This window comes from Sinomicrobium pectinilyticum (assembly GCF_003725735.1).
Taxonomy (GTDB): Bacteria; Bacteroidota; Bacteroidia; order Flavobacteriales; family Flavobacteriaceae; genus Sinomicrobium; species Sinomicrobium pectinilyticum.
In genome coordinates this window covers 1-23439 of the sequence record NZ_RJTM01000096.1, presented here as the reverse complement: position 1 = coordinate 23439, position 23439 = coordinate 1, and the positions used below count along the sequence as shown (strand labels likewise).

Below are 23439 nucleotides of genomic sequence, written 5' to 3'. Positions count from 1 at the left end.
AAGGAAAATATTTTAAAACCTGTAAACAAGAATTATGAGTAGCAACACAGATTTTGGAAACATCTCATTCGACATGCCTAAAAACCAGAGCAATGTAATCAAGGTTATTGGTGTTGGAGGTGGTGGCAGCAATGCCATAAACCACATGTTTCAACTGGGTATCAAAGGCGTCGATTTTGTAGTGTGTAACACGGATTCACAGGCTTTGGACAATAGTCCCGTGCCCAATAAGATACAGCTCGGGGTGTCTCTCACCGAAGGGCTGGGAGCAGGGGCCAATCCCGATGTAGGAGAAAAAGCGGCCATAGAGAGTTTCGAAGAAATAAAAGGCATGCTCGACAGCAATACCAAAATGCTTTTTATAACCGCCGGAATGGGTGGTGGTACCGGAACCGGGGCTGCTCCGATTATAGCAAAAATGGCCAAAGAACTGGATATACTTACCGTAGGTATTGTTACCATACCTTTCCAGTTCGAAGGTAAAACGCGTAACGAACAGGCCCGGAGAGGAGTGGAAAACCTGCGCGGACACGTTGATTCCCTTGTGGTTATTAATAATAATAAACTGCGGGAGGTATATGGCAATCTTGGTTTTAAGGCAGGTTTTTCCAAGGCAGACGAAGTGCTGGCCACGGCTTCCAGGGGTATAGCAGAGGTTATAACCCATCACTATACACAGAACATCGACCTCAGGGATGCCAAGACCGTCCTGTCCAACAGCGGTACTGCCATTATGGGGTCCGCGTCCGCATCAGGAGGTAACCGGGCACAGGACGCCATAATAAAGGCACTGGATTCCCCGTTGCTCAACGATAACAAGATCACCGGAGCCAAAAACGTACTGCTACTTATCGTTTCGGGTGGAGAGGAGATCACTATAGACGAAATAGGAGAGATCAACGACCATATTCAGAATGAAGCGGGTCATGGAGCCAACATCATTATGGGGGTAGGAGAAGACGATACGCTCGGAGATGCTATTTCGGTTACGGTAATTGCTACAGGTTTTGATATAGAGCAACAACACGAGATCGTAAATACCGAGGCAAAAAAAATAATTCATACACTGGAAGACGAGCAGAAAGCGACACAGGAGCTTACGCCCAATAAAACTTTTTCCACTATGAATTTTCCCGGACAGCCCAAAGCTGCCCCGAAGGAGGAAAAGGAACCGACGGTAAAGCATACCCTTACGGATGATGCTCCCGTGGATGTGCAAAAAGGACCGGATCTGGTCCCTACCACTGACCTAATCCGGAACATAAATGTCATATATGATGAAGTCTATGCCAAAGAAGAGGACTTCGTTATTATAGATACTACCGATAATATCCGGAATATAGAAGTGGAAGCAGAGGAGGTGAGAATGAAAGAACAGCAAAAGCAACAGCAGCAAACGATGCTTTCCTTTGATATGCCCTTGAGCAGCAAACAGGATAATCCGGAAACAAAAAAGACCGGGCAACCGGAAAACCGTGAGGAAAAAAACAATGTGTTTACTTTTGATATGGACCGGGATGCGCGGGATTATGACGTAAAAGACCATGTAGAAGTTGTTCCTGTTACCGAAGTATCCCAGGAAGGAGTAAGACGTTACAGCCTGGATGATTATATGGAAATGGAAAGCAGGCTTTCCAGTGCCAAGCCGGTACAGAAGAAGCCCGAAATCGTAGATAAGGAACTCGCGATCGAAAAAAAAGTGGTAAAGGAACCTGAACAACAAACAGAAAACAGGGAAGTAGACCCTTTCAATACATCTATCGAAGAAAGCCTGAAACTGAGGGCTGAGGAACGCAGAAAAAAACTCAAGGAGTTTAATTACAAGTTCAATAACAATGCTACCAAAATAGATGAGATCGAAAAGCAGCCTGCTTATAAAAGAATGGGCGTGGAATTGCACGAAAGAACATCCGAAGACGGAACTTCCAGGATTTCCGTGGGAAAGGACAGTAATGACGATATACAATTGCGGTCCAACAATTCTTTCCTGCATGACAATGTGGACTAAGGAAAGTACTGTTCCCGGACTGCCATTTTTCCGGCAGGTTTGCGGGAACAGATGATATAGGGTTAAGTTATGCTTTAAAGACGTTAAACGTTGTGTGTTTTTGAAAACCATGACGTTTAACTGTTTTTAGGGGACAAGTCAAAAAATCTTATAATTTTTAGATACACGTTTTATAATTCTTTCTTATATTCGCAGTCCGGAAATAAAAGCCGATATTATGAGTTTGCAAAGTAACGTAATGGAGGAGATGAAGACAGCCATGAGGGCTAAAGACACAGTGTCTTTGGAAGCCCTTCGCGCTATCAAATCTGCCCTGTTGCTTGCCCGGACCGAGAGCAGTTCCAAAGAACTTACTGAGGCAGATGAATTGAAGTTGTTACAGAAGCTCGTAAAACAACGTAAGGACAGCGCGGCGATTTATTCGGAACAGGGAAGAGAGGATCTTGCAGAACCCGAACTGGCCCAGGCAGCAGTAATCGAAAAATTTCTTCCGGAGCAAATGAGTGAAGAAGAAATAGCCGGGGTAATAGAAAAGATCATTGCTGAAACCGGTGCCGAAGGCATGAAAGATATGGGTAAGGTAATGGGATTGGCTACCGGACGACTGGCAGGAAAAGCAGACGGAAAGGTAATTTCCTCCATAGTAAAACAAAAATTGGCATAAAATAGACATCCCGGACTTTTACTGTTCAGGGTTGGTATATGTGGAAGAGATTGAGGGGAGGCAAAAGGCCTGAGAAAGGGAAAAATACCTGAAATCAGGTGTAGGAAGAGAATTTATTACTGAAATACTGAAAAAATAATAAATCTTAGTGGTTTTACACTAGATTTTAAGTGACGGCTCCGTAGTTCAACTGGATAGAATATCAGATTTCGGCTCTGAGGGTTGGGGGTTCGAATCCCTCCGGGGTCACATCACCAGCAAATAAACCCCTGATTTACAGGGGTTTATTTGTTTATTTACTTGAAATGTTTCCGACATATTTTGTTTGACATCACTTCCCAAAGCCCTTATTGCGAGCTCGGATTGACTATATCCCTTTTTCTTTCGTTGTGTTCTTACAAACTCAGCAAATTTATATTTGAGGTCAAGTTCTCCTTTAGCCATTAATCTAGTTTTTATATCTGTTAATTTTTCAGAATGATTTAGAATTAAACTTCTCAAAATCGAGGTAAGTTGCCCTCTCCTTCTTTTAGGTACTTCAAAATCTCTCTTGCAAATTAACATTTTTCTTGTTTAGCTGTAAAAAAACGCATCCGGTTGCAGATTATTCGGCAGTAACACTATGCCGGGGCAAATATCCAACGGGTGCAGCGTGTTGAAAATCAGCAGACCCTAATAAGATGTGCCTGATCGGTTATAGTTTAGCTTTTATTGCAATAAACCCACAACACCTATACTCATTAACTCTTACCAGTCCAAAGTTGAGAACAGGCAAATAGATCGAATATAAACAGGCCGCCTAAAACTTTTTAGAAGATAGCCTTTTTTTATTTTTCGTAATCAAAAACTACAAAACTGCAAGGTTTTTACAGTGAACAATATTAATTTGGTAGAAAGTTTTGGCACTTCGTTTTTTGTACCCCGTCATTTTTATACCGTCTGATGATTGTGTGAAAGTGATACCCGATCCTATTGTATAACCTAACTTAACAAATCGTGAAAAATCTGGAAAACTACGGAGTTCAGGAATTGAACGCTACGGGAATGAATGAAATCAACGGAGGTGAATCTGTCTTACGTTTGATTAGGGAGGGCTCTGCCAGGCTTAATTAATTGCTGGAGAATGTGCGTGAAGCAGTAGCGGAGTTCCTTTTTACAAGCATCGGTTAGCGCATGGCAGGTATCCAGGTGAAAACCGGCATGGGTGTCCACGTCAATGATGGCCATACCCAGCAGTTCCAGTTCGCGTTTGACCTGCCCGGCCTGTCCGGACGGACCAGAAATAGCCGAGTCCCGGGGTTTTCTTGCCCGATTTGGCAATATAGCTCGGGGCGATAACGCTGTCTGGATACGTTGATATTTTCCATACTTGACAATATTCTTCAAGCACTTTTATTCAAAAGAGTATCGTGTTACTACTTTAATTTATACCAGTCAGGGAAGATAAGTCAATAGGAGGAAATGCAATTTCAGGACTGGATGTACATGTTGGAATCCTGTATTAAGTAAGAAATAGATTCTTTGCTGAAATTGATTAATCAAACACCTTTTTCTAACTAACTCAAATATTGTTTTTTATGGCTAACTTAAATGTATTGCTTACCGGTGTTACCGGAATACTTGGCAGGCATATATTGTATGAATTATTGCACTCATATGCATCAGGGCAGAAAAAGGGTATATTGATCGTTGTCATAAGGGCTAAATCATCCCAAACCGGATTGGAACGGCTAAAGGCCGTCATTACTCATCGGTACAGGCCTGCTTATTTAACTGAGTATGCCTCAAATGATTTATTGAAATATATAATACTGATTGAAGCAGGTATTGAAGAATTGAATGCTACCCACCTCACCTCACTGAAGAATTTTGACAAGCTGTATGTTATTCATACCGCTGCAGAAACCGACTTGTCTAATACTACCACTGCGCATGAAAAAACTTTCACCCATAACTATTTGGCCACAAAACATTTGTTGACATGGAGCATGCCGAAATTACACAAATTTATTTTTATCAGTAGCGCTTTTTCAATAGGTCATTACAAGGGCGTGATCACTGATCAGTACATACAATTCGATGCGAATGGCGATCCTGTTTTATGCGAAGCGATTGAAAACCGCAACCCGTATGAAAAATTCAAAATAAAAATGGAATACGAGCTCATTCAATACTGTAGGCAACATAACAAAACCTGGCAGATCATCAGGCCATCCGCCATATGTGGCCGCATGCTGGATGAACCCTTATATTACACCCCTACTTTTAACGTATTTTACTTGTTTGGAAAATTTTTACTGGCATGCAGTTTATCAAACATCCTTCGGACAGGCGAAAAAGTCAGGATTGAATCGAACCCTGCCGGCAGTATGAATATTGTGCCTGTTGATTACGTAGCCAAATCCATTGTCAAGACGTTTGAAAATGATACTATAGATCAGTTGAATGCGGTCAGCTCCCGGCAGGTACCCGTTATTTACTTATTTCAATGCATGTGCAGCTTTGCGGGAATAAAATGTGACCTGACGGAATATGCGCCTCCACCCGAAAGCATGTCGGTAGTGGAAAAGCAGTATTATGAAACGGTAGGCCCTGTGCTCTCTCATTACATATCTACCCCTATTCATCAATTTGATACTACCAGGCTTAGAGAAATTATGCTTGATATTGTTGAGGCAGATATAGAAAAGGAGTTTAAGAACTTATACGAATTTGCCTACGAAAATAAATTCGGATCACTTTAAAAAAAGATATTTCTCATATGTAAACCTTTTTACTTGTTATTAACCCCTAAATAACTGACCATGAAAAAAAAGAAAATCGCTATTGTAGGTATTGGCTGTAGGTATGCAGGAAATATAACCGACTCAGAAAGTTTCTGGCATCTGTTAAAAAACTGTCATGATGGTTTGAGCAGTGTTCCGGAAGACCGATGGAGTTTAGATAAATTCTATGATCCGAATGAAGATGCTCCCGGAAAAATGTATGTAAAACGGGGAGCTTTTCTCAAAGGAAATATTTACGACTTTGATTATAATTTTTTTGGTCTTTCTCGTAGGGAGAGCCTGACGCTTGACATCCAGCAAAAACTGCTCCTGGAAATAGCATACGAGGCATTTGATGATGCAGGGCTGGACATTCATGCACTCCGAAAAACAAATACCGGTGTATTTATCGGTGCCTTCATGCTGGATAACCTGATGCTACGGGTAGCTGGGGACGCACTGCAATATATGAATACGCATACAGCAGTAGCCGGTTCCGCTACTTTACTTTCTAACAGGCTTTCTCATGCCTTTGACCTGATGGGGCCTTCTGTTACGATTGATACGGCATGCTCTTCATCCATGGTAGCCATTCACCTGGCCTGTCAGGCCATTAAAAACGGGGAAGCAGAACTGGCCATTGCAGGTGGCGTAAACGTAATGCTCAGCCCGGCAGCGAGCGTATTCATGTGCAAAGGGAAATACCTGGCCAGAGATGGCCGGTCCAAAGCGTTTTCTGAGCAGGCCGACGGATATGGCCGGGGGGAAGGTGCGGGGATCCTTGTTTTAAAATCACTGGACAAAGCAATAGCAGATAACGATGATCTTTATGCTGTGATCGAGGGTACTGCCATTAACCAGGACGGGAGAACGGAAGGCATCTCGCTTCCCAACCTCGATGCCCAGGTGAAAGTGATCCGCAGTGTGCTGAAAACGAGCAGTATACACCCGTCAGAAATTGATTATGTTGAAGCGCACGGAACCGGTACAAAAGCAGGAGACCCTATAGAACTGAATGCACTGGGCAGCATATACGGCAAAAGCAGATCGCAACCACTACCTGTTGGTTCAATAAAACCAAATATAGGCCATACAGAAGCGGCTTCCGGTGTAGCCGGGGTCATTAAAGCAGCATTAGTACTAAAAAAACAAAAGCTTGTACCACATATGCACCTCGGTTCTTTATCCCCAGCCATACCATTCTCACAATTGAACATCAGCGTTCCCCTTGAGGGCGCTACCTGGTATCTGGACCACAAACCAGCATACGCAGCGGTTAATTCTTTCGGTTATGGAGGTACAAATGGTCATGCTATTCTATCCGGATACCATCCGGATGCAACAACGCCCGTTAAAGTGCCTGAACATCCCGCTCTATATCAATTCCCAATTTCCGGAAATTCCTCCGGAGCACTGAAAGGGAATGCAGTGAACCTTCTGGGTTTCCTGGAAAAAGAAAAGGATCTGTCGCTGCATAACCTGGCCTATACCTTAACCCGGAGGAAAACGCTGCACCATCTTGTGTGGCTTATAGAAGCCGCCAGCCGTGAAGAGCTGATAGCTGCTTTGGAAATGAAGATACAAAACGGGGAATATCCCCGAATAGCAGCAAACAAAGACCAGCGGTTGGTTTGGGTTTTCACCGGGATGGGTCCGCAGTGGTATGGCATGGGGCAGGAGCTTTACAGGAATGATATCGTATTCAGAAATACGCTGAATAAATGCGATGCTATCTTTACCGATATCGCCGGTTATTCCCTGTTAACCGAAATGCAGAAAGGCGCAGCCGATTCACAGATCACCAGGAATAACTTTGCCCAGGCGGCTAATTTCTTTATCCAGGTAGGCTTAAGTGAAATGCTAACCGCAAAAGGAATCTCCAAAGATATGATCATAGGTCATAGTGTGGGAGAAATTGCCGCGGCAGTGATCGCAAAAACAATTACATTGGAAGAAGGGGTACGCATTATTTATCACAGGGGGGATATTCTGGAAAAAATCGCCGGTAAAGGCACCTTGCTGGCTGTGGGGCTAAGTAGTGAAAAAGCAGCCGGATACCTGCAATCCTTTCCCGGTCTTGAAATTGCTACCATCAACTCCCCTCAATCGGTTACTATCGCCGGAACAGAGGAAAGTTTAGGCCGGCTCGACAGGCAATTGACTGTCGACGGTTTTTTTTCCAAATTTGTTCGTGTAGAGGTCGCCTATCATTCGTCCCAAACCGATATCCTTGAAAAGGAACTGTTAGAAGCTTTTGACTTCGTGGAGCCTCACCTGCCGGCCACACCCTTATATTCTACCGTGACCGGAACAGCCGTCGATACCCCCATGCACCACGCGGGTTATTGGTGGAGAAATATACGGCAGCAGGTCTTTTTTAATCAGACACTTGAAAACCTGATAAAGCAGGGATATACTAACTTTATCGAAATTGGCCCCCACCCTGTTCTGGGCGGTGCCATCAAGGAAATTGCCGCTGCGGCAAACACAAAAGTGAACACTTTCCATACTTTAAAGCGGCATACCGACGAATCTGAAAACATTTGTACAAACATAGAAGAAATGATGAGTACGGGTGTCCCGGTTTTATTGAACCCAGGCATTAAAGGTGAGATCATAAGGTTGCCGGCTTATGCGTGGGACAAAGAATATTGCTGGGCACAGGCGGCGGAAATTACCAGTTTCCGGTCGGGTGAAAATAACCCGAATCCCTTTTTGCAGGAAAAAATAGCTGGCCCGGCTCTTTGCTGGAAAACTCAAATTAACCGGCCGGCCCTGCATTACCTGAAAGACCACCAGATCGGAAACACTGTCGTTTTCCCTGGAGCAGGTTATGTAGAAAGTATTCTATCTGTACTGTCTGCCAGTTCGTCCGGTAGAACACTTATTGCCGAGCAGGTGGAATTTAACACGCCACTCTCTTTTCAGGAAAGCGAGTACCCCGAATTGTTTACCTCCCTATTTCCTGAAGGCAATTTTTCGATTTCATCTAAAGTTGATGATAACTGGACAACTCATGTGAAAGGGATGGCCTGGACTTCTGATAAATATACTACTTTACCCGGTAAAGACATACAACCCCTGCTGGCGACTCCCCGCACCTTCACCAAAGCAGATGCCTACCAATATTTTGCATTGATCGGCTTAAATTATAAAGAACATTTTCAGACCATTTCATCCTATTCATTTTTCAACAACAGCCACGTATTTGCTATTTTACAAAGGACAGGCGAACCGACAAGCCGGCAATCTGTTGTACATCCAGAGATCCTGGATGGTGCTTTTCAGTCGATCTTGCTCTTATTGGCCAACACTCGCCCGGGTCAAGCCTACCTGCCCGTTAAAATCGATACTATGAAAGTGTTTAAGCCACTTCCTCCTGTTGTCTACTGCATAGGCGAAATCACCCGGCAAAATGCCAACAGCTTTTCAGGTAACCTGCAATTGCTGGATGGCAGCGGCAATGTACTGGTCGACCTGCAAGGGCTCTTCTGCAAAAAAACGACGATCAGCGCAGCGCTGAACCCACAACAAAGCTGGATATACAAGTATACTTTTTCAGCGTACGAGTTCGCTTCCAATCATGGTTATGCTCACACGACTTTTTTGGCAACTGGTGATCGTTCAGCGTTCGACAAGCTTCCGCAACTGTCAACGCGGCCCATTCAGTTTATTCCCATTGATGAGCTGGTGCAAATAAAGGATGAAGATTTCCAGTTACTCTACATAGCAGCTGCAGACAGTAACAATATAACGGGTGCCTTAGCAGATTGCCATCAGTTGATCACTTTACTGCAAAGCCCGCTAAAAAAACAGCTGGAACGGTTATTACTGTTGATAGAACATGGCCTCGCCGATGAAACCAGTCCCACCATTGAAAAGATAAATCCCCATCATACGGCCTTAGCCGGATTTGCCCGGACGGTGACAACGGAAATGCCGCATATACAATTAAAAACAATCGATTTGCAACATTCGCCGACGGAAAGTGACCTGAGCATGCTGGTAGAAAGTATATTTGAAGAAGAAGAATTGATCTATACTGCATCTGGCTGGTACCAGGGGGCTCTGATAAGAGACGATATTGGTTTTCCGCAAAGGGCCCAAACACCGATAAAGAACGAAAATAGCCAGCCATACCGGTTAGATATACTTCAAAAAGGTAAAATGGAAAGCCTTGCTTTCAGAAATATAGGGATCAATGCACCTGATGTCAATGAGGTGCAAATTGAAGTAGCATCATCTTCGATCAATTTTAAGGATGTAATGAAAGCGATGGGCATGCTGAATGAAGCTGCCCTGGAAGACACCTTCTTCGGTGCTGATTTTGGTTTGGAAGGTGCAGGTATTGTTACGCAGGTCCATCCTTCTGTCGAGCAACTCAAGGTCGGAGACAGGGTATATTTTATTGGCAACGGCTTAAGGACACATATTAACATTAACCGACAGTATGTATTCAAATTGCCGGATAATGTTTCTTTCCGGGAAGCTGCTTCTTTCTTCGTATACTATACCGCCTGGACGGCATTGATTGAAATGGGACGCCTGCAAAAAGACGAACGCATACTGATCCATGCAGCTGCCGGCGGGGTGGGATTATCGGCGTGCAATATAGCATTGGCCAGGGGCGCCGAAGTATATGCTACTGCCGGCACAAATGAAAAAAGAGCCTTATTGAAAGCGATGGGTGTTGTACATGTATATGATTCGAGATCGCTGAATTTTTACGATGAAATATTACAGGATACAAACGGGGAAGGCGTGGATGTGGTATTAAATTCCCTGTCAGGCCCTGCCTTGCATAAAAGCCTCCGTCTTATCCGTACCCTCGGCAGGTTTATTGAAATAGGCAAGCAGGATATAACCACAAACAGTAAGCTTTCATTGCTTCCCTTCAACAAGAGCGTACAATTCATTGCTCTTGATCTCGACAAGGTCCTTCCGGTATCTCCGCAGTCTGCCCGCCGGTTTTTCCTGAATTTTCTCAGGGATTATACCGGGAAATTATTGGCACCGCTTCCTTATGAAGTTTTTGATGTGGCCAAATGCAAGGAAGCATTTAAAAAACTGGCCTCAGGCACCCATTCGGGTAAGGTGGTGATAGATTTTACCAATCACAATATGGAAACAGTACCGGAAACCAGGAAGCAGCTCAGTTTCAATGAAAATGAAAGTATTTTAATAACAGGAGGGTGCGGCGGTTTTGGTTTGCGAACTGCACAATGGCTGGCAGAGCAGGGGGTAAAACACCTGGTATTGGGAAGCAGGAGCGGACGCATAACTAGTGAGGAAGGATATATCCGGGAAAAAATCGAAACTTACGGTTGCACTGTTTATCCTGTTCAATTAGATGTAACCGACCCTGCTTCGGTAAAAAAAGCCGTGCAACAATCATCGGATAAAGGATTGGAACTGGCCGGCATAATACATGCCGCAGCTGTCATGGAAGATTGCCTTATCGAATCAATTACACCGGCTCTTTTCGATAAAGTGTTTTTGCCCAAAGCATTAGGCGCATGGCACCTGCATAAGCAAACCCGAAACCTCCGTTTAAAATTCTTTGTGTGTTATTCCTCTGTCACAGGTTATACAGGTAATACCGGGCAATTGGCATACACAGCAGCTAATTGCTTTTTAGACGGCCTGGCGCTGGACAGGATACGACATGGTTTACCTGCAACCAGTATCAGTTGGGGCGCCATTAGTGAAACAGGCATGCTGGCGAGGAATCAGTTGGCACAATCACATGTGGCCAGTATCGGTTATAACCCCATTTCCCCTGTCATTGGTCTCCAGTTAATGGGCGAAGCCATCGATCACTTTCAAAATCATATTGGCATTATCGATATCGATTGGAATAAAATGACCAGTTCGCTCCCGGGGACCTGGAAAAGACTTTCAAGATTGCTGGAAAACAAACAGCATGGATCATTGCCTGTTTTTATAAGCAGTCTTTTGGCGTTGGAAAGAGATCAATGGGATAATGTTGTAGTGGATAGCATTAAGCAGCTGATTGCTGAAATAACCGGTTCCCCTGTAGAAGCGCTGCAAATGGATGTTAAATTAAGTGACCTGGGATTTGATTCTATTATGTCTGTTGAATTGGTAGTAGCCATCCAATCCAGATTAGGAATTGACCTACCGGTAATGGAAATACTGGGCGCAGGAACCATTACCCAATTGGCCCAACTGATAAACACAAAGATATACCGGTTAAAAACAGGCTCACAGGATAAAAAACGAAAGAGTGAAAAGGTACAGGAGATAATGATGTAGTAAGTGGTAGACACGGTTGAAGTAGCAGGTTATTTTTCGTAAAACTAAAAACCTTTGTAATATCAGTAATTACAGGGGTTTTCAGTGGCCCCAAAGATACAAATCCCGAACCAATTTCTGAAAGATTTGGAGCTTTTATGTGTGCTTTCTGAATAGAAAATCTCAGTAGAACATATCACTCAAAGACAGTTAAAGTCTTACAGTAAAGCCAATTTACTTGAATTACCTAATAGTATAAAAGCTGTGTAAATAAGGTTTAGCCTATTCTCGCATGGGATGTTAATTTCTTCAGATCTACCATAAACCGGTTCGAAAATCGTTCTGCCAGGCTCACTTAAAAAAAGCAAATCATTTTTTAAAATGATTTGCTTTTTTTATAGCATGCTTTTCCGGAATATCTCGTTATGGTGGGCGGGGCATGCGGAATACAGATTTTACGTCCGGGAATGGTGGGGTATTCCGATTCACTTCACTACCGTAGCCTCAAATTCGATCTTCAGTGTTTCGAAAAGGACTTTTACTTCCATTAAGGTAAGTGCTGTTTTAATACCGTGTTTTTTTACCCAGTCCAGGTAAATATCAAAACCGGTATCAAAAAGCTCTTCAGATGAGGTTGTGTAGACATTCAGCCGTACGATATTCTTACATTCATACCCGGCTTCTGTAATTACCTGTTCCAGGTTTTCCAGTGCATGGATCAACTGACTTTTCATGTCGGCGTTGCTCGAAGTGCCGTCCGGGTTTACGGCCGCCTGTCCTGCACAATAAAGTGTCCCTTCGGTCTGTTTGACTTCTACGGCCTGTACATAACCGCGTTCGTCCTGCCATTTCCAGGGATTGAATGCTCTCTTTTCCATTTGTCTGTTTTTTTTGGGTTAACAATTACAAATTATATGACAAAGATGAGTACGGTATGAAGTTTAATTGCGTGACAAATGTCACAATTAAGAACAGGAGGAAACGGCTCAGGAGGAAAGCCTGCTGAGGGTTTCCCGCGAAACACCTAGGTAGGAAGCGATCAGGGTTTTCGGCACTCTTTGAAAGAGGGAAGGATAGCGTTTAAGCAGTTGATTATAACGATCCCGTGCATTGGAACTCAGAAGGGAGAAAATACGTTGCTGTGATGCAATATGTCCCGAGGTCGCTTTTTTGAGAAAAAAATGTTCCATCTTCGGAAGGCCCGAACATAGTTTCTCATAATCCTCCAGCGAAATACAGAGTACACAGGTATCCTCCAGGCATTGCAGAGACATGGTGGCTTTGGTCCCGGAATAAAAAGCGAGAAAATCCGTTTCCCACCAGTCTTCCATGGCAAAAGATAAAATATGTTCTTTGCCTGATTCGTCGTTATATATCAGTTTTAAAAGCCCGGAAACTACAAAATAAGTATATGGTACATTTTTTCCCTGACGGATCAGGTATTCACGTTTTTTGAAGTTCTGAACAGAAAAATGAGCAGCGACAAATGCAAATTCGTCTTCTGTCAGTGGTATTATTTCTGTTATATGTCGTTTTAACGTTTCCTGCATATGCCCGGTTTATATACTGATGTTTTAATTGAATTCCAGCTGGTGCAGGATATCGCTCTTGCGATTAATAACCAGTGAGTCTGCCTTTTTAAGCAGTCGTTCTTTGTCGGTAAAGTAATATTTGTATTTTGCCTTGTTCAACAGGCTGATGTCGTAATCGTCGAAATTTCCCTTTACATCCACTCCTGTTTTAAACGGAACAGGCGATTTGAGTACGGAAATATGGTAGTCATAACTCATGTCCAGGTTTTGTATCCCCCCTACGGCGAGTTGGTAACGGTCGATTTCCAGCAGTGCGGGAAGTATCTCCAGGTGGCTTTCTTCGAAGGTCATTTCCATGTTCAGCTCCTTTATGGGATTCTTTTCTTTGTTTTTGAACATGAAGGTTTTGGCAAGATCGGAGAAGGTCGGTCCGTCAAGTACTATGATGTCATGGGCCTTTAAGGCGGCGATACCTTTAAGTGTGGGGATCTTTATGTCCATGTCTTCGCTCAGTTTGGCGTTGCCTTTCAGCCTGAAATCGGCCTTGCCTTCAAAGGACCTCGTCATAGGGAAAAGAGAATCCAGAACAGGAAACACGCGATGGATCTGGTCCATTTCAATATTGCTCAGGTATAAGCGGAAATCGAGATCGGCTTCTTTATTGGTTTTGGCTGAGTAAGATATGTCGGCCTGCAATTGCGCTGCCAGGGTATTGAGGTGAAAATCCTCCAGTTTCATTGTGCCTTCTTTAATTCTCGCTCTGCCATAGATATTGCGCATGTCCATATCACCGAATTTCAACCGGTTGATATTGGTGTTTAAGGTGAAACGAAGATTGTCCGGGATTTTAAAAGTGTGTTTTTCGCCTTTAAGAGCATCCGTTGCAACTTCCTGATCGATTTTCTCCATATTATCTACATCCACAACTTCGTCGGGAGGAGAGGAGAATACCTGCATTAACTGATTGGCATCTATAAAATCTGCATCTACCTCCAGGGTTGCCGTCACGGGATCGCCGGATTTGAAGCCTTTGAGGTGTTGTATATTACCGGTAAGGGTTGCATCGGAGTTCCCGAAATGGAACTTGGCGTGATCCAGGGTAATGTTGTCATTTTCAAAAGAAATCCTGGAAGCAGGCATTTTAAGCGGAACACCCATTTTCGGACTGTATGCGATAAGGCGGTGAAAGTTAACGTGGCCTTTCGGGGCCCATTTTTTCGGAGCCTTTTTGTCCAGTCTCATCACGTAGTTCCCCTGTTTTATCGCTACAAAATCTTTCTTCTGACGTAAAGCCGCACTGTCTATGGTAAAACGAGATGTAATATATGCCGCTTTGCCCTCCTCTTCAGGAAAAAGCCGGGCTTCCCCATTTGCTTTTTTGACTATTCCCCTCAGAGAATCCGATTTTGAAGTGAATCTCAGTGTTTTCAGACCCATAGTCATGTCAAGCTTGACTTTTTTTTCTCCTTGCTGGTCTACTTTAAGGTCGGCCGTGATCTCTTCGGCGGTAAAATCGAGATCGTTCTTATAGACAAGTCTGGCATCCCGGATATCCACATTTCCGGCCATATTACTCCGCTCATTTTTCTGTCGGAAGAAAGAAGTTTGCAGTTGTCTTGTACGAAACCACAAGCTGTCTTTGGGCGAATCGATATCTACATCGTCAAATTGCAGATTCCCTACCAGATTGATGTTCTCATAGTGATTGCCCGTGAGGTCATTGAGTTTAAAATTGGTTTTGAGATCGGCCTCGATATTCCCTTTGGCTTTAATGTTTTCGTCTACCGGGAAATTGGCGTGGAACTCGGTAAAGTCGATATTGCTTTTCAGGGCAATATCAAAAACAGCGTTTTCGAAAAGGTGCTCTATATTCCCGGATGCGTCTATATGAACTCCCGTTCCGTTAACACGCAGATGGTCGATGGTCACCGAAGAAGGAGCAGCCCCATCCGGGAATAGGACAGAAGTGGCCCTGACCGAGATATCCTCAATTTTTCCCCGGAAATCCGAATAGGCCAAACTTGCATGATCTATATGGAGACTGGCATCTATACGGGGTTGGTGATCCTTGCCGTAAAGGCCGTTTACAGTTAACCGAAGATCTACCTTCCCTTCGGTATCTATTTTTTCGTTGTGCAGGATATGGGGAGGTATCAGTTCAACAATATTTTTAAAAGAATTGGTAACCAGCCGGGTTTCCAGGTCGGCGGATAATTCCTGCTGTTCGGGATACAGTTGTATTTGTCCCTTAGTGGAAAAATGGATGTCGTTCAAAGAAAAATCACTCTCTTTGATATGTATTGTTCTGTCGGATCGATCGTAAAAAAGTGTAGAAATTATGGTGATATTTTTTATTTGATAAGGCTTGCCTCCATCTTTGTACATGGAAATATTATCGCTCTTATTGTGAGTATTGAGAAAAAGTCCCTTATCTCCTTTCACAGCCTTCACACGAAAATTGAAATCATGTACCTGGTAATTGTTTTTGGAGAGCCCGTCTTCATAAAGGAGGTTACCGTGTTGAATCTCGAGATTCTTCAGTACGATTTTCTTAAAGGAAAAACCACTTTCGGTGGTATCGGCCGGAATAGTGTCTGTTACCAATCCCAGTACGTCCCAGTTGGGATTACCCAGGGAGTCTACCATAGCGTGTATATCCGGACGATTTAGTCTTATATTGTTGATGTGAAGTTCATTCTTTGCCAGTAACTTATACATATTAAGGATTACCTGGGCGTCGTTAAAGGCTGCCAGTGTATCCCCGGAACCGGAATGTGTCGGGGGCAATACGGCGCCGTTTTTCAGACGAATACCAAACCGGGGAAAACTGGGAAAAAAGGTAAGTTCTATGCGTTCGCAATCTACTTTTCCACGTATATTTTCGTTGATTATCTGTACTACCTCCGGAGTGATCTTCTCAGGAGTGAAAATAAAATTGAGGGCTATGGCAATGATTACCGACATCACTGCAAAAAATGTCAGTAATACGATCCCTGCCCTTTTGAATGTTTTGCTGATCTTCATTTGTAACGGATACTGTTTCCAAATGACAAAGATATCATACGGGAAAAATATCAAACCTCAAATCTGTTAATTTTCTTCCTTTTAACAAGGCTGCTTCTATAAAGCACTCTTCGGAAGGAATAATTATAAGAGGACCGGGAAATTTAAGAAAGACACAATTTTAATTAAAACTGTTTAATAAACATTCATTATATTTGGTTATAGTACATTAGACTAAAAGGTAATGGAAAGTAAAAAAGACCTGTGGCGGTTTTTTGGTATGATCAGGATACTCAACGGATTAAAAAAATAAAAAAAACAATGATGAACACAGCACATTCAAATGGGCTCAACAATGCGAAGAAATGGAGTTTTCTAATTGCGACGATGATAAGTTTTATGACCTACGGGCAATATGATTTCCCCTTTCAGAACCCGGAATTACCGGTAGAAGAACGGTTGAACGACCTGGTATCCAGGCTTAGCCCGGAAGAAAAAATAGCACAGTTGATGTCCGATGCCCCGGCAATAGAACGCCTGGGGGTACCAAAATATGACTGGTGGAATGAAGCTTTGCATGGTGTTGCCAGGGCGGGCTATGCTACAGTATTCCCGCAATCCATTACCATAGCAGCCTCATGGAATAAGGATCTGCTTTTCAAAGTAGCCACCGCAATATCGGATGAGGGAAGGGCGAAGCATCACGAATATATAAGAAGGGGACAGCACGATATTTACCAGGGGCTTACCTTCTGGTCGCCTAATATCAATATTTTCCGTGACCCCAGGTGGGGTAGGGGGCATGAGACGTACGGGGAAGATCCTTATCTGACCGGGCAGCTGGGACTGCAATTCGTAAAAGGGCTGCAGGGCGATGATCCCGAATACCTGAAAACAATAGCTACTGCGAAACATTTTGCCGTGCATTCCGGGCCCGAACCGTCCCGGCATGAGTTTGACGTCATACCGGATAAACGCGACCTGTGGGAAACCTATCTGCCTGCTTTCAGAACATTGGTTAAGGAGGGGAATGTCCATTCCGTCATGACCGCTTATAACCGGGTGAACGGCGAAGCGGCAAGTGCCAGCGAATACCTCTACGATATTTTAAGAAATCAATGGGGCTTTACCGGTTATGTGGTTTCCGACTGCGGTGCTATTTCCGATATATGGAAAACGCATAAAATAGCAGATAACGCGGCCATAGCTTCGGCACTGGCGGTAAAGGCCGGGTGTGATCTGAATTGCGGAAACTCCTACGAATTCCTCAATGAGGCGATTAAGGAAGGACTGGTCAGCGAACAGGACCTGGACGTGGCGGTTAAAAGACTCTTCAGGGCCCGGTTTAAACTGGGGATGTTCGATAATGAAGAACGGTCCCCTTATTTTCAGATACCGTTCTCGGTAAACGGCAATGCTGCCCATGATGATCTCGCAAGAAAGGCAGCACAGGAAAGCATAGTCCTCTTACGCAACGAAAATCAGATGCTACCCTTGTCCAAAAATGTAAAGAACATTGCCGTTATAGGCCCCAATGCAGATAATGTGCAATCCCTGTGGGGGAATTATAACGGTATTCCGGAAAAACCTGTTACCGTATTACAGGGAATAAAAAACAAATTGTCTCCGGAAGTTAATATTTTATATGAAGAAGGAAGTCCCCTGGCCGATGGCATTCCTACCATGGAGGTCATACCCTCTGTTTATTTGCAGGGTGAGAACGGTTTACAGGGACTGAAGGGGGAGTACTTTGATAATGACAACTGGGAAGGGGAACCATTATTTACAAGACAGGACGATAACATCAATTTCCAGTGGGACATCAATACACCCGACCCCCGGTTGAAAATGAGGAATTACAGTATACGGTGGACAGGATATCTCATCCCACCGAAAACAGGAACGTATTACTTCAGCGATTGGGGAAAACCATTTATGGAATTTTCCATCGCCGGGAAAACGGAAGGAGGAGGAAATCACAAACACCGTGCTTCCCTGGACCCCAAAGAAATAGTTCTGGAAAAAGGAAAGAAATATAAAATAGAAGTAAAATATAAAAATTATTATGGCGATGCTACGGCACAAATGCTTTGGAGCACTCCCAAAGGAGACCAGAGGCGCAAAGCCGTGGAAACAGCCAAAAAGGGCGATGTGATTGTTTTGGCCCTGGGACTGAACGAACGCCTGGAAGGAGAGGAGATGAATATAGAAGTAGACGGGTTTTCAGGGGGCGACCGTACCAAACTTGATTTACCGGAAGCCCAGGAAAAACTGATGCAGGAAATTGTGGCCCTAGGTAAACCCGTGGTCCTCGTATTGCTCAACGGTAGTGCATTGTCCGTAAACTGGGCGGCAGATCATGTCCCTGCCATCGTGTCTGCCGGTTATCCCGGGCAGCAGGGAGGTAATGCCATAGCCGATGTTTTGTTCGGGGATTATAACCCGGCAGGAAGGCTTCCTGTTACCTATTATAAATCTGTGGAAGAACTACCGCCTTTTGAAGATTATGATATGAAAGGACGAACCTATCGCTATTTTGAGAAAGAACCTTTATACCCTTTCGGATACGGGCTGAGCTATACCAGGTTTACCTACGATAAGCTTAATATCCCTTCGGAAACAGGTACCAACGAACCGATTGCTATTGAAGTGGAAGTAAGCAATAAGGGAGAGGCAGACGGGGATGAGGTAGTACAGGTATACCTCAAAGACGAAAAGGCCTCTACCCCAAGGCCCAGGCACCAGCTGGCAGGGTTTAAGAGGGTACATCTTAAAAAAGGAGAACGTAAAAAAGTACGTTTTACCATTCAGCCCCGGCAGCTTTCCATGATAAACGATAAAGAAAAACTCGTCATAGAACCCGGGTGGTTTACCATTACCGTCGGGGGCGAACAACCGGGATTTTCCGGCAGGTGTGATGCCGTTTCCACAGAGACGGTTTCAAAACGCGTAAAAGTTGTGGGTCCAACCGCTTCCCTGGACTTTTAATGCTCCCGGAATTCCGGGTTACCCGGGATTTTCATGGACTCCGGAATAAACGAATCGCGGAACAGGTCGCTTTCTTCCTGTATCACCTGGTCACGGTATTGCAGGGTCCATCCCATGGAATTGGTGAGGAGGTATATTTTATGCAGTTCCGTAAGCAGCCGGTTCCGCGAATTGGTCATTAAGGTAGATTTGTCGATCTCCTTGCGAAGGGAATTTTCTATACGTTTCCGGATCTTGTTGTGATCGCCGGCATCAAAACGGTTAAAGTAGTCCTGTTGGATGTCGTAATACTCGATTTTAGGATTAATCTCCAGTTCCGGTGGCGGTATATAGGTAATGATCACGGTCTTTTTATCTTCGAGTATTTCCGTTTTTATTTTACTCAGGTCATAGGAAACCTTTGCTGTGGCATTGACCACTACCAGAGCTTTTTTCCTTGCGGACAATATGTCCAGATAGAATTTTTTGGAATCTTCGAAGGTAAAGACCTGAGCGTAGTTACCTTCCGTAACGATGAGCTTCCCTACATTCTTAATCTGTTTTTCCAGCAAGGTAGTATTGTGTAGCAGTATTTCCCTGTTTTCCCTGCGATAACGGTAAAACTGCCATATGCACACAATAAGCAGTACAACTATAATAACCCTTAACAGGGGACGTGGTATATATTTGTGTTCTTTCAAAAACTATGGTTTATTTGTTTTATTCCCGACAATATTCTTTAGGGATCAATATGCATAAAAATACGATTATTTTTCAGGTCGGTATATAACACATAAACCGGTTACGGAAGAACCTGCCTGTTTTTCGGACAGAAAAGCAAGTTTGCAAAAGAAAATAACACGTGAAAATAATGGTTTCGGGGGATGTCCGGCTATATGCGAAATATGTAATTTTGAGCATTTGTTTTCCGGGTAACAACCTTTCCCGTAATCCCGGAATTTCATTAGTAAAAGAATGGAACGATAACCAATGAGCGTAATGATGAAAATAACTAAAAGCACATTTTCCCTTATATCGGTGCTCTTGTTCTTTGTAGTGACCCGTGCACAGATTGTAGAGGTGTCGCCGGAGCAGGCCGAAGAAACAGAGAATGGCCTTTCCCGTTTTGTAAACGGCTATGCGAGAGTAAAACAGGAGGGACGGAGTTTTTATATAGATACCACTGGGCGGTATGCTTTTGACAAAATGTATAATGCCAAAGACTTCGGTACTATCCATGCGGAGGAACTGTACCGGGATGAAACGAAAAATGCGCCGGGAGAGATACCTGAAACCGTATTTGCCGTTTACCGGGGAAAAGATGATAAATGGGGCATACTTGCACCGGACGGAACCTGGGTGCTAAAACCGGAATACAGTTATTTCGATGCTGCTTTCAGGAAATACGGAAAACCCGTACAGGACTGGAACAGCGCTCCCGTACCTTCTGTTTCCTCCCGGCTCGCACGTTTTGAGGATTACTATGTGCTGGATGGTAAACACTACGGGATAAAACAGGATGGTAAATGGGGAGTATATGATATAACGGTCGACAAAATGATAGTGCCGACAGCGTATGACGAATTTGACTATTGTGGAGGCTGCGGCCTGAAATCGGATTATGTATATGCGCGTAGAGATGGAAAATGGGGGATAATTTCCTTTAAAAATGAAGTTCTGGTGCCATTCCGTTATGACCATATGCACTGGAATATGCGTAGTGATGACTGGGTTTTGTCTTTCACCCGGAACAGTAAACCTGTAGTGGTATATATACCTACGGCAAAGGAATTTACGGATGCCGAGTGGATGGGAGGGGGTTTGTTAAAAATAAAAAAGGAAGGTAAAACCGGGGTTGTCGATAGGAACGGTAACACCATATTACCTCCGGTATATGATGATATCCGCGAACCGTCTTTTTATTTTGAAGAAGGGCCTGAACTTCATCTTTTACTGTTGAAGGATGGTCTCAAAGGACTTGCAAACAGGAAAGGCAATATTATCCTGGAACCGCAATATGAAGACATACGGATCTACGGAAACTTTTTTGTGGCCAAAATGGACGGACTGTACGGATTGCTGAATACCAGAGGTGAAGATGTGTTGCCTCCGGGATATGATGACATTTATCCCGTAGACGTAAAGCATTCCGATGATTCCGTTACCCGGTTATTCCGGTTGGAGGAAATGGAGTCGTACGGTTTTTTTAATCCGGGGAACGGCGTTCTGGTAGCACCGGCGTTCCGGAAGGTACAAAATGCCGAAAGCGGTTTTTACGGAGACACGGATGATGTCCCCCTGGGACTGGTAGAAGTTGGTTACGACGGAATGGTGGCCCTGTATGATTTGAACGGGAACGAAATTATGCCCATGCAATATGAAGAATGGGACCATTATGATAAAAATTATCCCTCAGTGCTGGAGGTGACCAGGAAGGGAAAGAAAGGACTCTTTGATTTAAACACGAAAAGGGAGATACTACCCTCCGTTTACGGCTGGATAAAAAAACAGGATTCCCTGAAGTTGGTTGCCATAAGTACCGAATCCTACGGAGGTGGAAAGCAGGGGGTATTTACAGTAGAAGGGAAACAGGTTGTCCCTGTAGAATATGATGAGGTTCGTTTTTTGGAAAACGGGCTAATCCTTGTCCGTAAGGAAACAAATAATAATGGTATGTCTATTGAGGTAAGCGGTTTGTTCGATACGAAAGGAAGGGAAGTACTCCCCGTTAAATACGAAACCGTATCACCACTGGATGAGAATGTATGGTTGCTCAGGAAAGAACAGAGGCATTATCTGTTCCGGCCACAAAAACGAAAAATAATTCCCCTGGATTATCCCGCAGTGTGGGAAACGGGGAGCCCGGAGGTGCTGCTGGTAAGTAAAGACAGCCTTTCCGGACAATTATACAATGTGCCGGAAAGAAAAGCTTATTCTGAGAAATACGGCACGTATTATTATAGTGACCTCGAAGATAGAACGAATCCGATTTCCTTGATACACAGGTTTTCTGGTGGATTGGCAAGGGTAGATAAAGTAACGGGAGATCGTTATAAAACCGGATTTATAGATACCGAAGGAAAAACAATTATCCCCTTTGTATATGATATAGCATCCGATGCTGTAAAACACGGTATGATCATGCTGGGAAAGGGAGGCTCCGTAAATCGTGTTCACGGAAAAAATAAAAAAGAGGCTCCGGGGACAGGGATTATGGAAAAAACCGAAGCGTACTCCGATGCGGTATACGGGTATGCGGATAGTACGGGACAGATCGTCGTACCGTTGCAATATGATTATTATAAGAGTATTAACCTGTCGTACATCAATAAAGATCACATGGTCCTTTTAAAAACAGACAGGAAAAGTATGGGAGAAACATTGGCAGGCCTTGCCAGTCATAATGGTAAGGTAATCCTGTCCCCTGTTTACAGTACTATCCTGCCGTTTAATAATCGACGGGGTTTTCTGCTTCGGACGGGAGGTACAAGATATATCAATGATGTGTTCTACGGCCGGGATGTTCCCCCGGTAAAGTTTGGTATAGCGGACTGGAAAGGAAAGATCATTATTCCCGCGGAGCTGGACGATGTGGCATTTAACAGTGTGATGAACCATTTTGATACCTCTGTAGACATGTCCTTTCCCGTGTTGTGTCTGAAATACGGCCAATGGCAGTACTTTACAAGAGACGGGAAGAATCTTTCCTGGAAGGCAGGGGATATAATAGAATTTGTTGGGAATTAGGGCAATACTCTTTGCGAAAAGTTGTAGAGCTTTTAGTTCGGGGCTCTCAGAAACTGTTTAAATTTTGTTTTTGGTCCCGATAATATCGGGATTAAAGTGTGGAATTAATGAGATTGATGGTAGATTGAAGAAGATTGAGGGAGATTGAAATGTTTAAAATCAATCCTTTCAATCTCCCTCAATCTTTCGGCATAGCCGGATCAATCCCCTTCAATCCCTTTAACCTGCTTTGCCGGTATGGAAAAAGGTGCCTGAAAGAACCAAAGGCGGTGCTTCGAGCCTTTCGATAAATTCAGAAACCACTTGCCGAAGGGATAAAATTTAAACAGTTTCTTAGTCTTTTAAATTCAGTTGTTAAGTTTAAGCCCATGCTTTTTATAGTTGGTAAAGAGTAGCTTTGACTTCATTTTTTTGAAATTTCTTTATATGTTGCTGAATACTCGTACCTACTTAAAGTAGTTAGATATTCAGGTGTTTGTATTTGTGTTTTTTGGGGTT

12 protein-coding genes and 1 tRNA gene are annotated in these 23439 nt (G+C 43.7%); 7 read left to right on the top strand and 6 right to left on the bottom strand.

What is annotated here, in order from left to right; translation table 11 throughout:
- The first annotated feature begins 34 nt into the window (after nt 1-34).
- The 3 genes from ftsZ (at nt 35) to ED312_RS13695 (ending at nt 2921) form a co-directional block, all read left to right on the top strand.
- A complete protein-coding gene (gene ftsZ / locus ED312_RS13705) occupies nt 35-2008 on the top strand; it encodes a cell division protein FtsZ (protein ID WP_123216584.1) in 1974 nt (657 codons plus the stop codon).
- A gap of 217 nt (nt 2009-2225) precedes the next feature.
- Complete coding sequence (locus ED312_RS13700) at nt 2226-2672, top strand: GatB/YqeY domain-containing protein (RefSeq protein WP_123216583.1); 447 nt, start codon at nt 2226-2228, stop codon at nt 2670-2672.
- 175 nt (nt 2673-2847) lie between these two features.
- A tRNA-Arg gene (locus tag ED312_RS13695) sits at nt 2848-2921 on the top strand.
- On the opposite strand, the gene ED312_RS23795 is transcribed toward ED312_RS13695, so the two are convergent.
- Both ED312_RS23795 and ED312_RS13685 read right to left on the bottom strand, forming a co-directional pair.
- Nucleotides 2919-3236, bottom strand: coding sequence for a hypothetical protein (locus ED312_RS23795; protein WP_123216582.1), 318 nt, complete (start codon nt 3234-3236; stop codon nt 2919-2921). The genes ED312_RS13695 and ED312_RS23795 overlap by 3 nt on opposite strands.
- 510 nt (nt 3237-3746) lie before the next feature.
- A complete protein-coding gene (locus tag ED312_RS13685) occupies nt 3747-4058 on the bottom strand; it encodes a hypothetical protein (protein WP_123216581.1) in 312 nt (103 codons plus the stop codon).
- A gap of 191 nt (nt 4059-4249) precedes the next feature.
- Between ED312_RS13685 and ED312_RS13680 the strand changes: the two genes are divergently transcribed.
- Both ED312_RS13680 and ED312_RS13675 read left to right on the top strand, forming a co-directional pair.
- Nucleotides 4250-5416 carry an SDR family oxidoreductase gene (locus tag ED312_RS13680; RefSeq protein WP_123216580.1) on the top strand — a complete coding sequence of 389 codons (1167 nt, stop codon included), beginning with the start codon at nt 4250-4252 and terminating at the stop codon, nt 5414-5416.
- Nucleotides 5417-5476: 60 nt separating this feature from the next.
- On the top strand, nt 5477-11713 hold the full coding sequence (locus tag ED312_RS13675) for a type I polyketide synthase (protein WP_123216579.1): 6237 nt from the start codon (nt 5477-5479) through the stop codon (nt 11711-11713).
- 464 nt (nt 11714-12177) lie between these two features.
- Here ED312_RS13675 and ED312_RS13670 read toward each other — a convergent pair whose 3' ends face one another.
- The 3 genes from ED312_RS13670 to ED312_RS13660 form a co-directional block, all read right to left on the bottom strand.
- A complete protein-coding gene (locus tag ED312_RS13670) occupies nt 12178-12570 on the bottom strand; it encodes a RidA family protein (protein WP_123216578.1) in 393 nt (130 codons plus the stop codon).
- 108 nt (nt 12571-12678) lie between these two features.
- Entirely contained in the window at nt 12679-13242 is a 564-nt protein-coding gene (locus ED312_RS13665; RefSeq protein ID WP_123216577.1) for a Crp/Fnr family transcriptional regulator, read from the bottom strand.
- A 24-nt stretch (nt 13243-13266) separates the two neighbouring features.
- The gene (locus ED312_RS13660) at nt 13267-16248 is read right to left on the bottom strand and encodes an AsmA family protein (protein ID WP_148044293.1); all 2982 of its coding nucleotides are present in this window, start codon (nt 16246-16248) and stop codon (nt 13267-13269) included.
- Nucleotides 16249-16548: 300 nt separating this feature from the next.
- Here ED312_RS13660 and ED312_RS13655 point away from each other — a divergent pair, with 300 nt between their 5' ends.
- Complete coding sequence (locus ED312_RS13655) at nt 16549-19215, top strand: glycoside hydrolase family 3 protein (RefSeq protein WP_240643104.1); 2667 nt, start codon at nt 16549-16551, stop codon at nt 19213-19215.
- On the opposite strand, the gene ED312_RS13650 is transcribed toward ED312_RS13655, so the two are convergent.
- A complete protein-coding gene (locus ED312_RS13650; RefSeq protein WP_240643103.1) occupies nt 19212-19895 on the bottom strand; it encodes a DUF4230 domain-containing protein in 684 nt (227 codons plus the stop codon). The genes ED312_RS13655 and ED312_RS13650 overlap by 4 nt on opposite strands.
- Before the next feature lie 298 nt (nt 19896-20193).
- Between ED312_RS13650 and ED312_RS13645 the strand changes: the two genes are divergently transcribed.
- Nucleotides 20194-22941, top strand: coding sequence for a WG repeat-containing protein (locus ED312_RS13645; RefSeq protein WP_170164518.1), 2748 nt, complete (start codon nt 20194-20196; stop codon nt 22939-22941).
- Nucleotides 22942-23439 lie beyond the last annotated feature (498 nt).

Bases quoted from the DNA above. Each gene is read 5' to 3' on its own strand.
- ED312_RS23795 (WP_123216582.1), bottom strand. From the start codon at position 3,236: ATGTTAATTTGCAAGAGAGATTTTGAAGTACCTAAAAGAAGGAGAGGG.
- ED312_RS13680 (WP_123216580.1), top strand. From the start codon at position 4,250: ATGGCTAACTTAAATGTATTGCTTACCGGTGTTACCGGAATACTTGGC.
- ED312_RS13655 (WP_240643104.1), top strand. From the start codon at position 16,549: ATGATGAACACAGCACATTCAAATGGGCTCAACAATGCGAAGAAATGG.
- ED312_RS13700 (WP_123216583.1), top strand. From the start codon at position 2,226: ATGAGTTTGCAAAGTAACGTAATGGAGGAGATGAAGACAGCCATGAGG.
- ED312_RS13675 (WP_123216579.1), top strand. From the start codon at position 5,477: ATGAAAAAAAAGAAAATCGCTATTGTAGGTATTGGCTGTAGGTATGCA.
- ED312_RS13670 (WP_123216578.1), bottom strand. From the start codon at position 12,570: ATGGAAAAGAGAGCATTCAATCCCTGGAAATGGCAGGACGAACGCGGT.
- ED312_RS13660 (WP_148044293.1), bottom strand. From the start codon at position 16,248: ATGAAGATCAGCAAAACATTCAAAAGGGCAGGGATCGTATTACTGACA.
- ftsZ (WP_123216584.1), top strand. From the start codon at position 35: ATGAGTAGCAACACAGATTTTGGAAACATCTCATTCGACATGCCTAAA.
- ED312_RS13645 (WP_170164518.1), top strand. From the start codon at position 20,194: ATGATGAAAATAACTAAAAGCACATTTTCCCTTATATCGGTGCTCTTG.
- ED312_RS13665 (WP_123216577.1), bottom strand. From the start codon at position 13,242: ATGCAGGAAACGTTAAAACGACATATAACAGAAATAATACCACTGACA.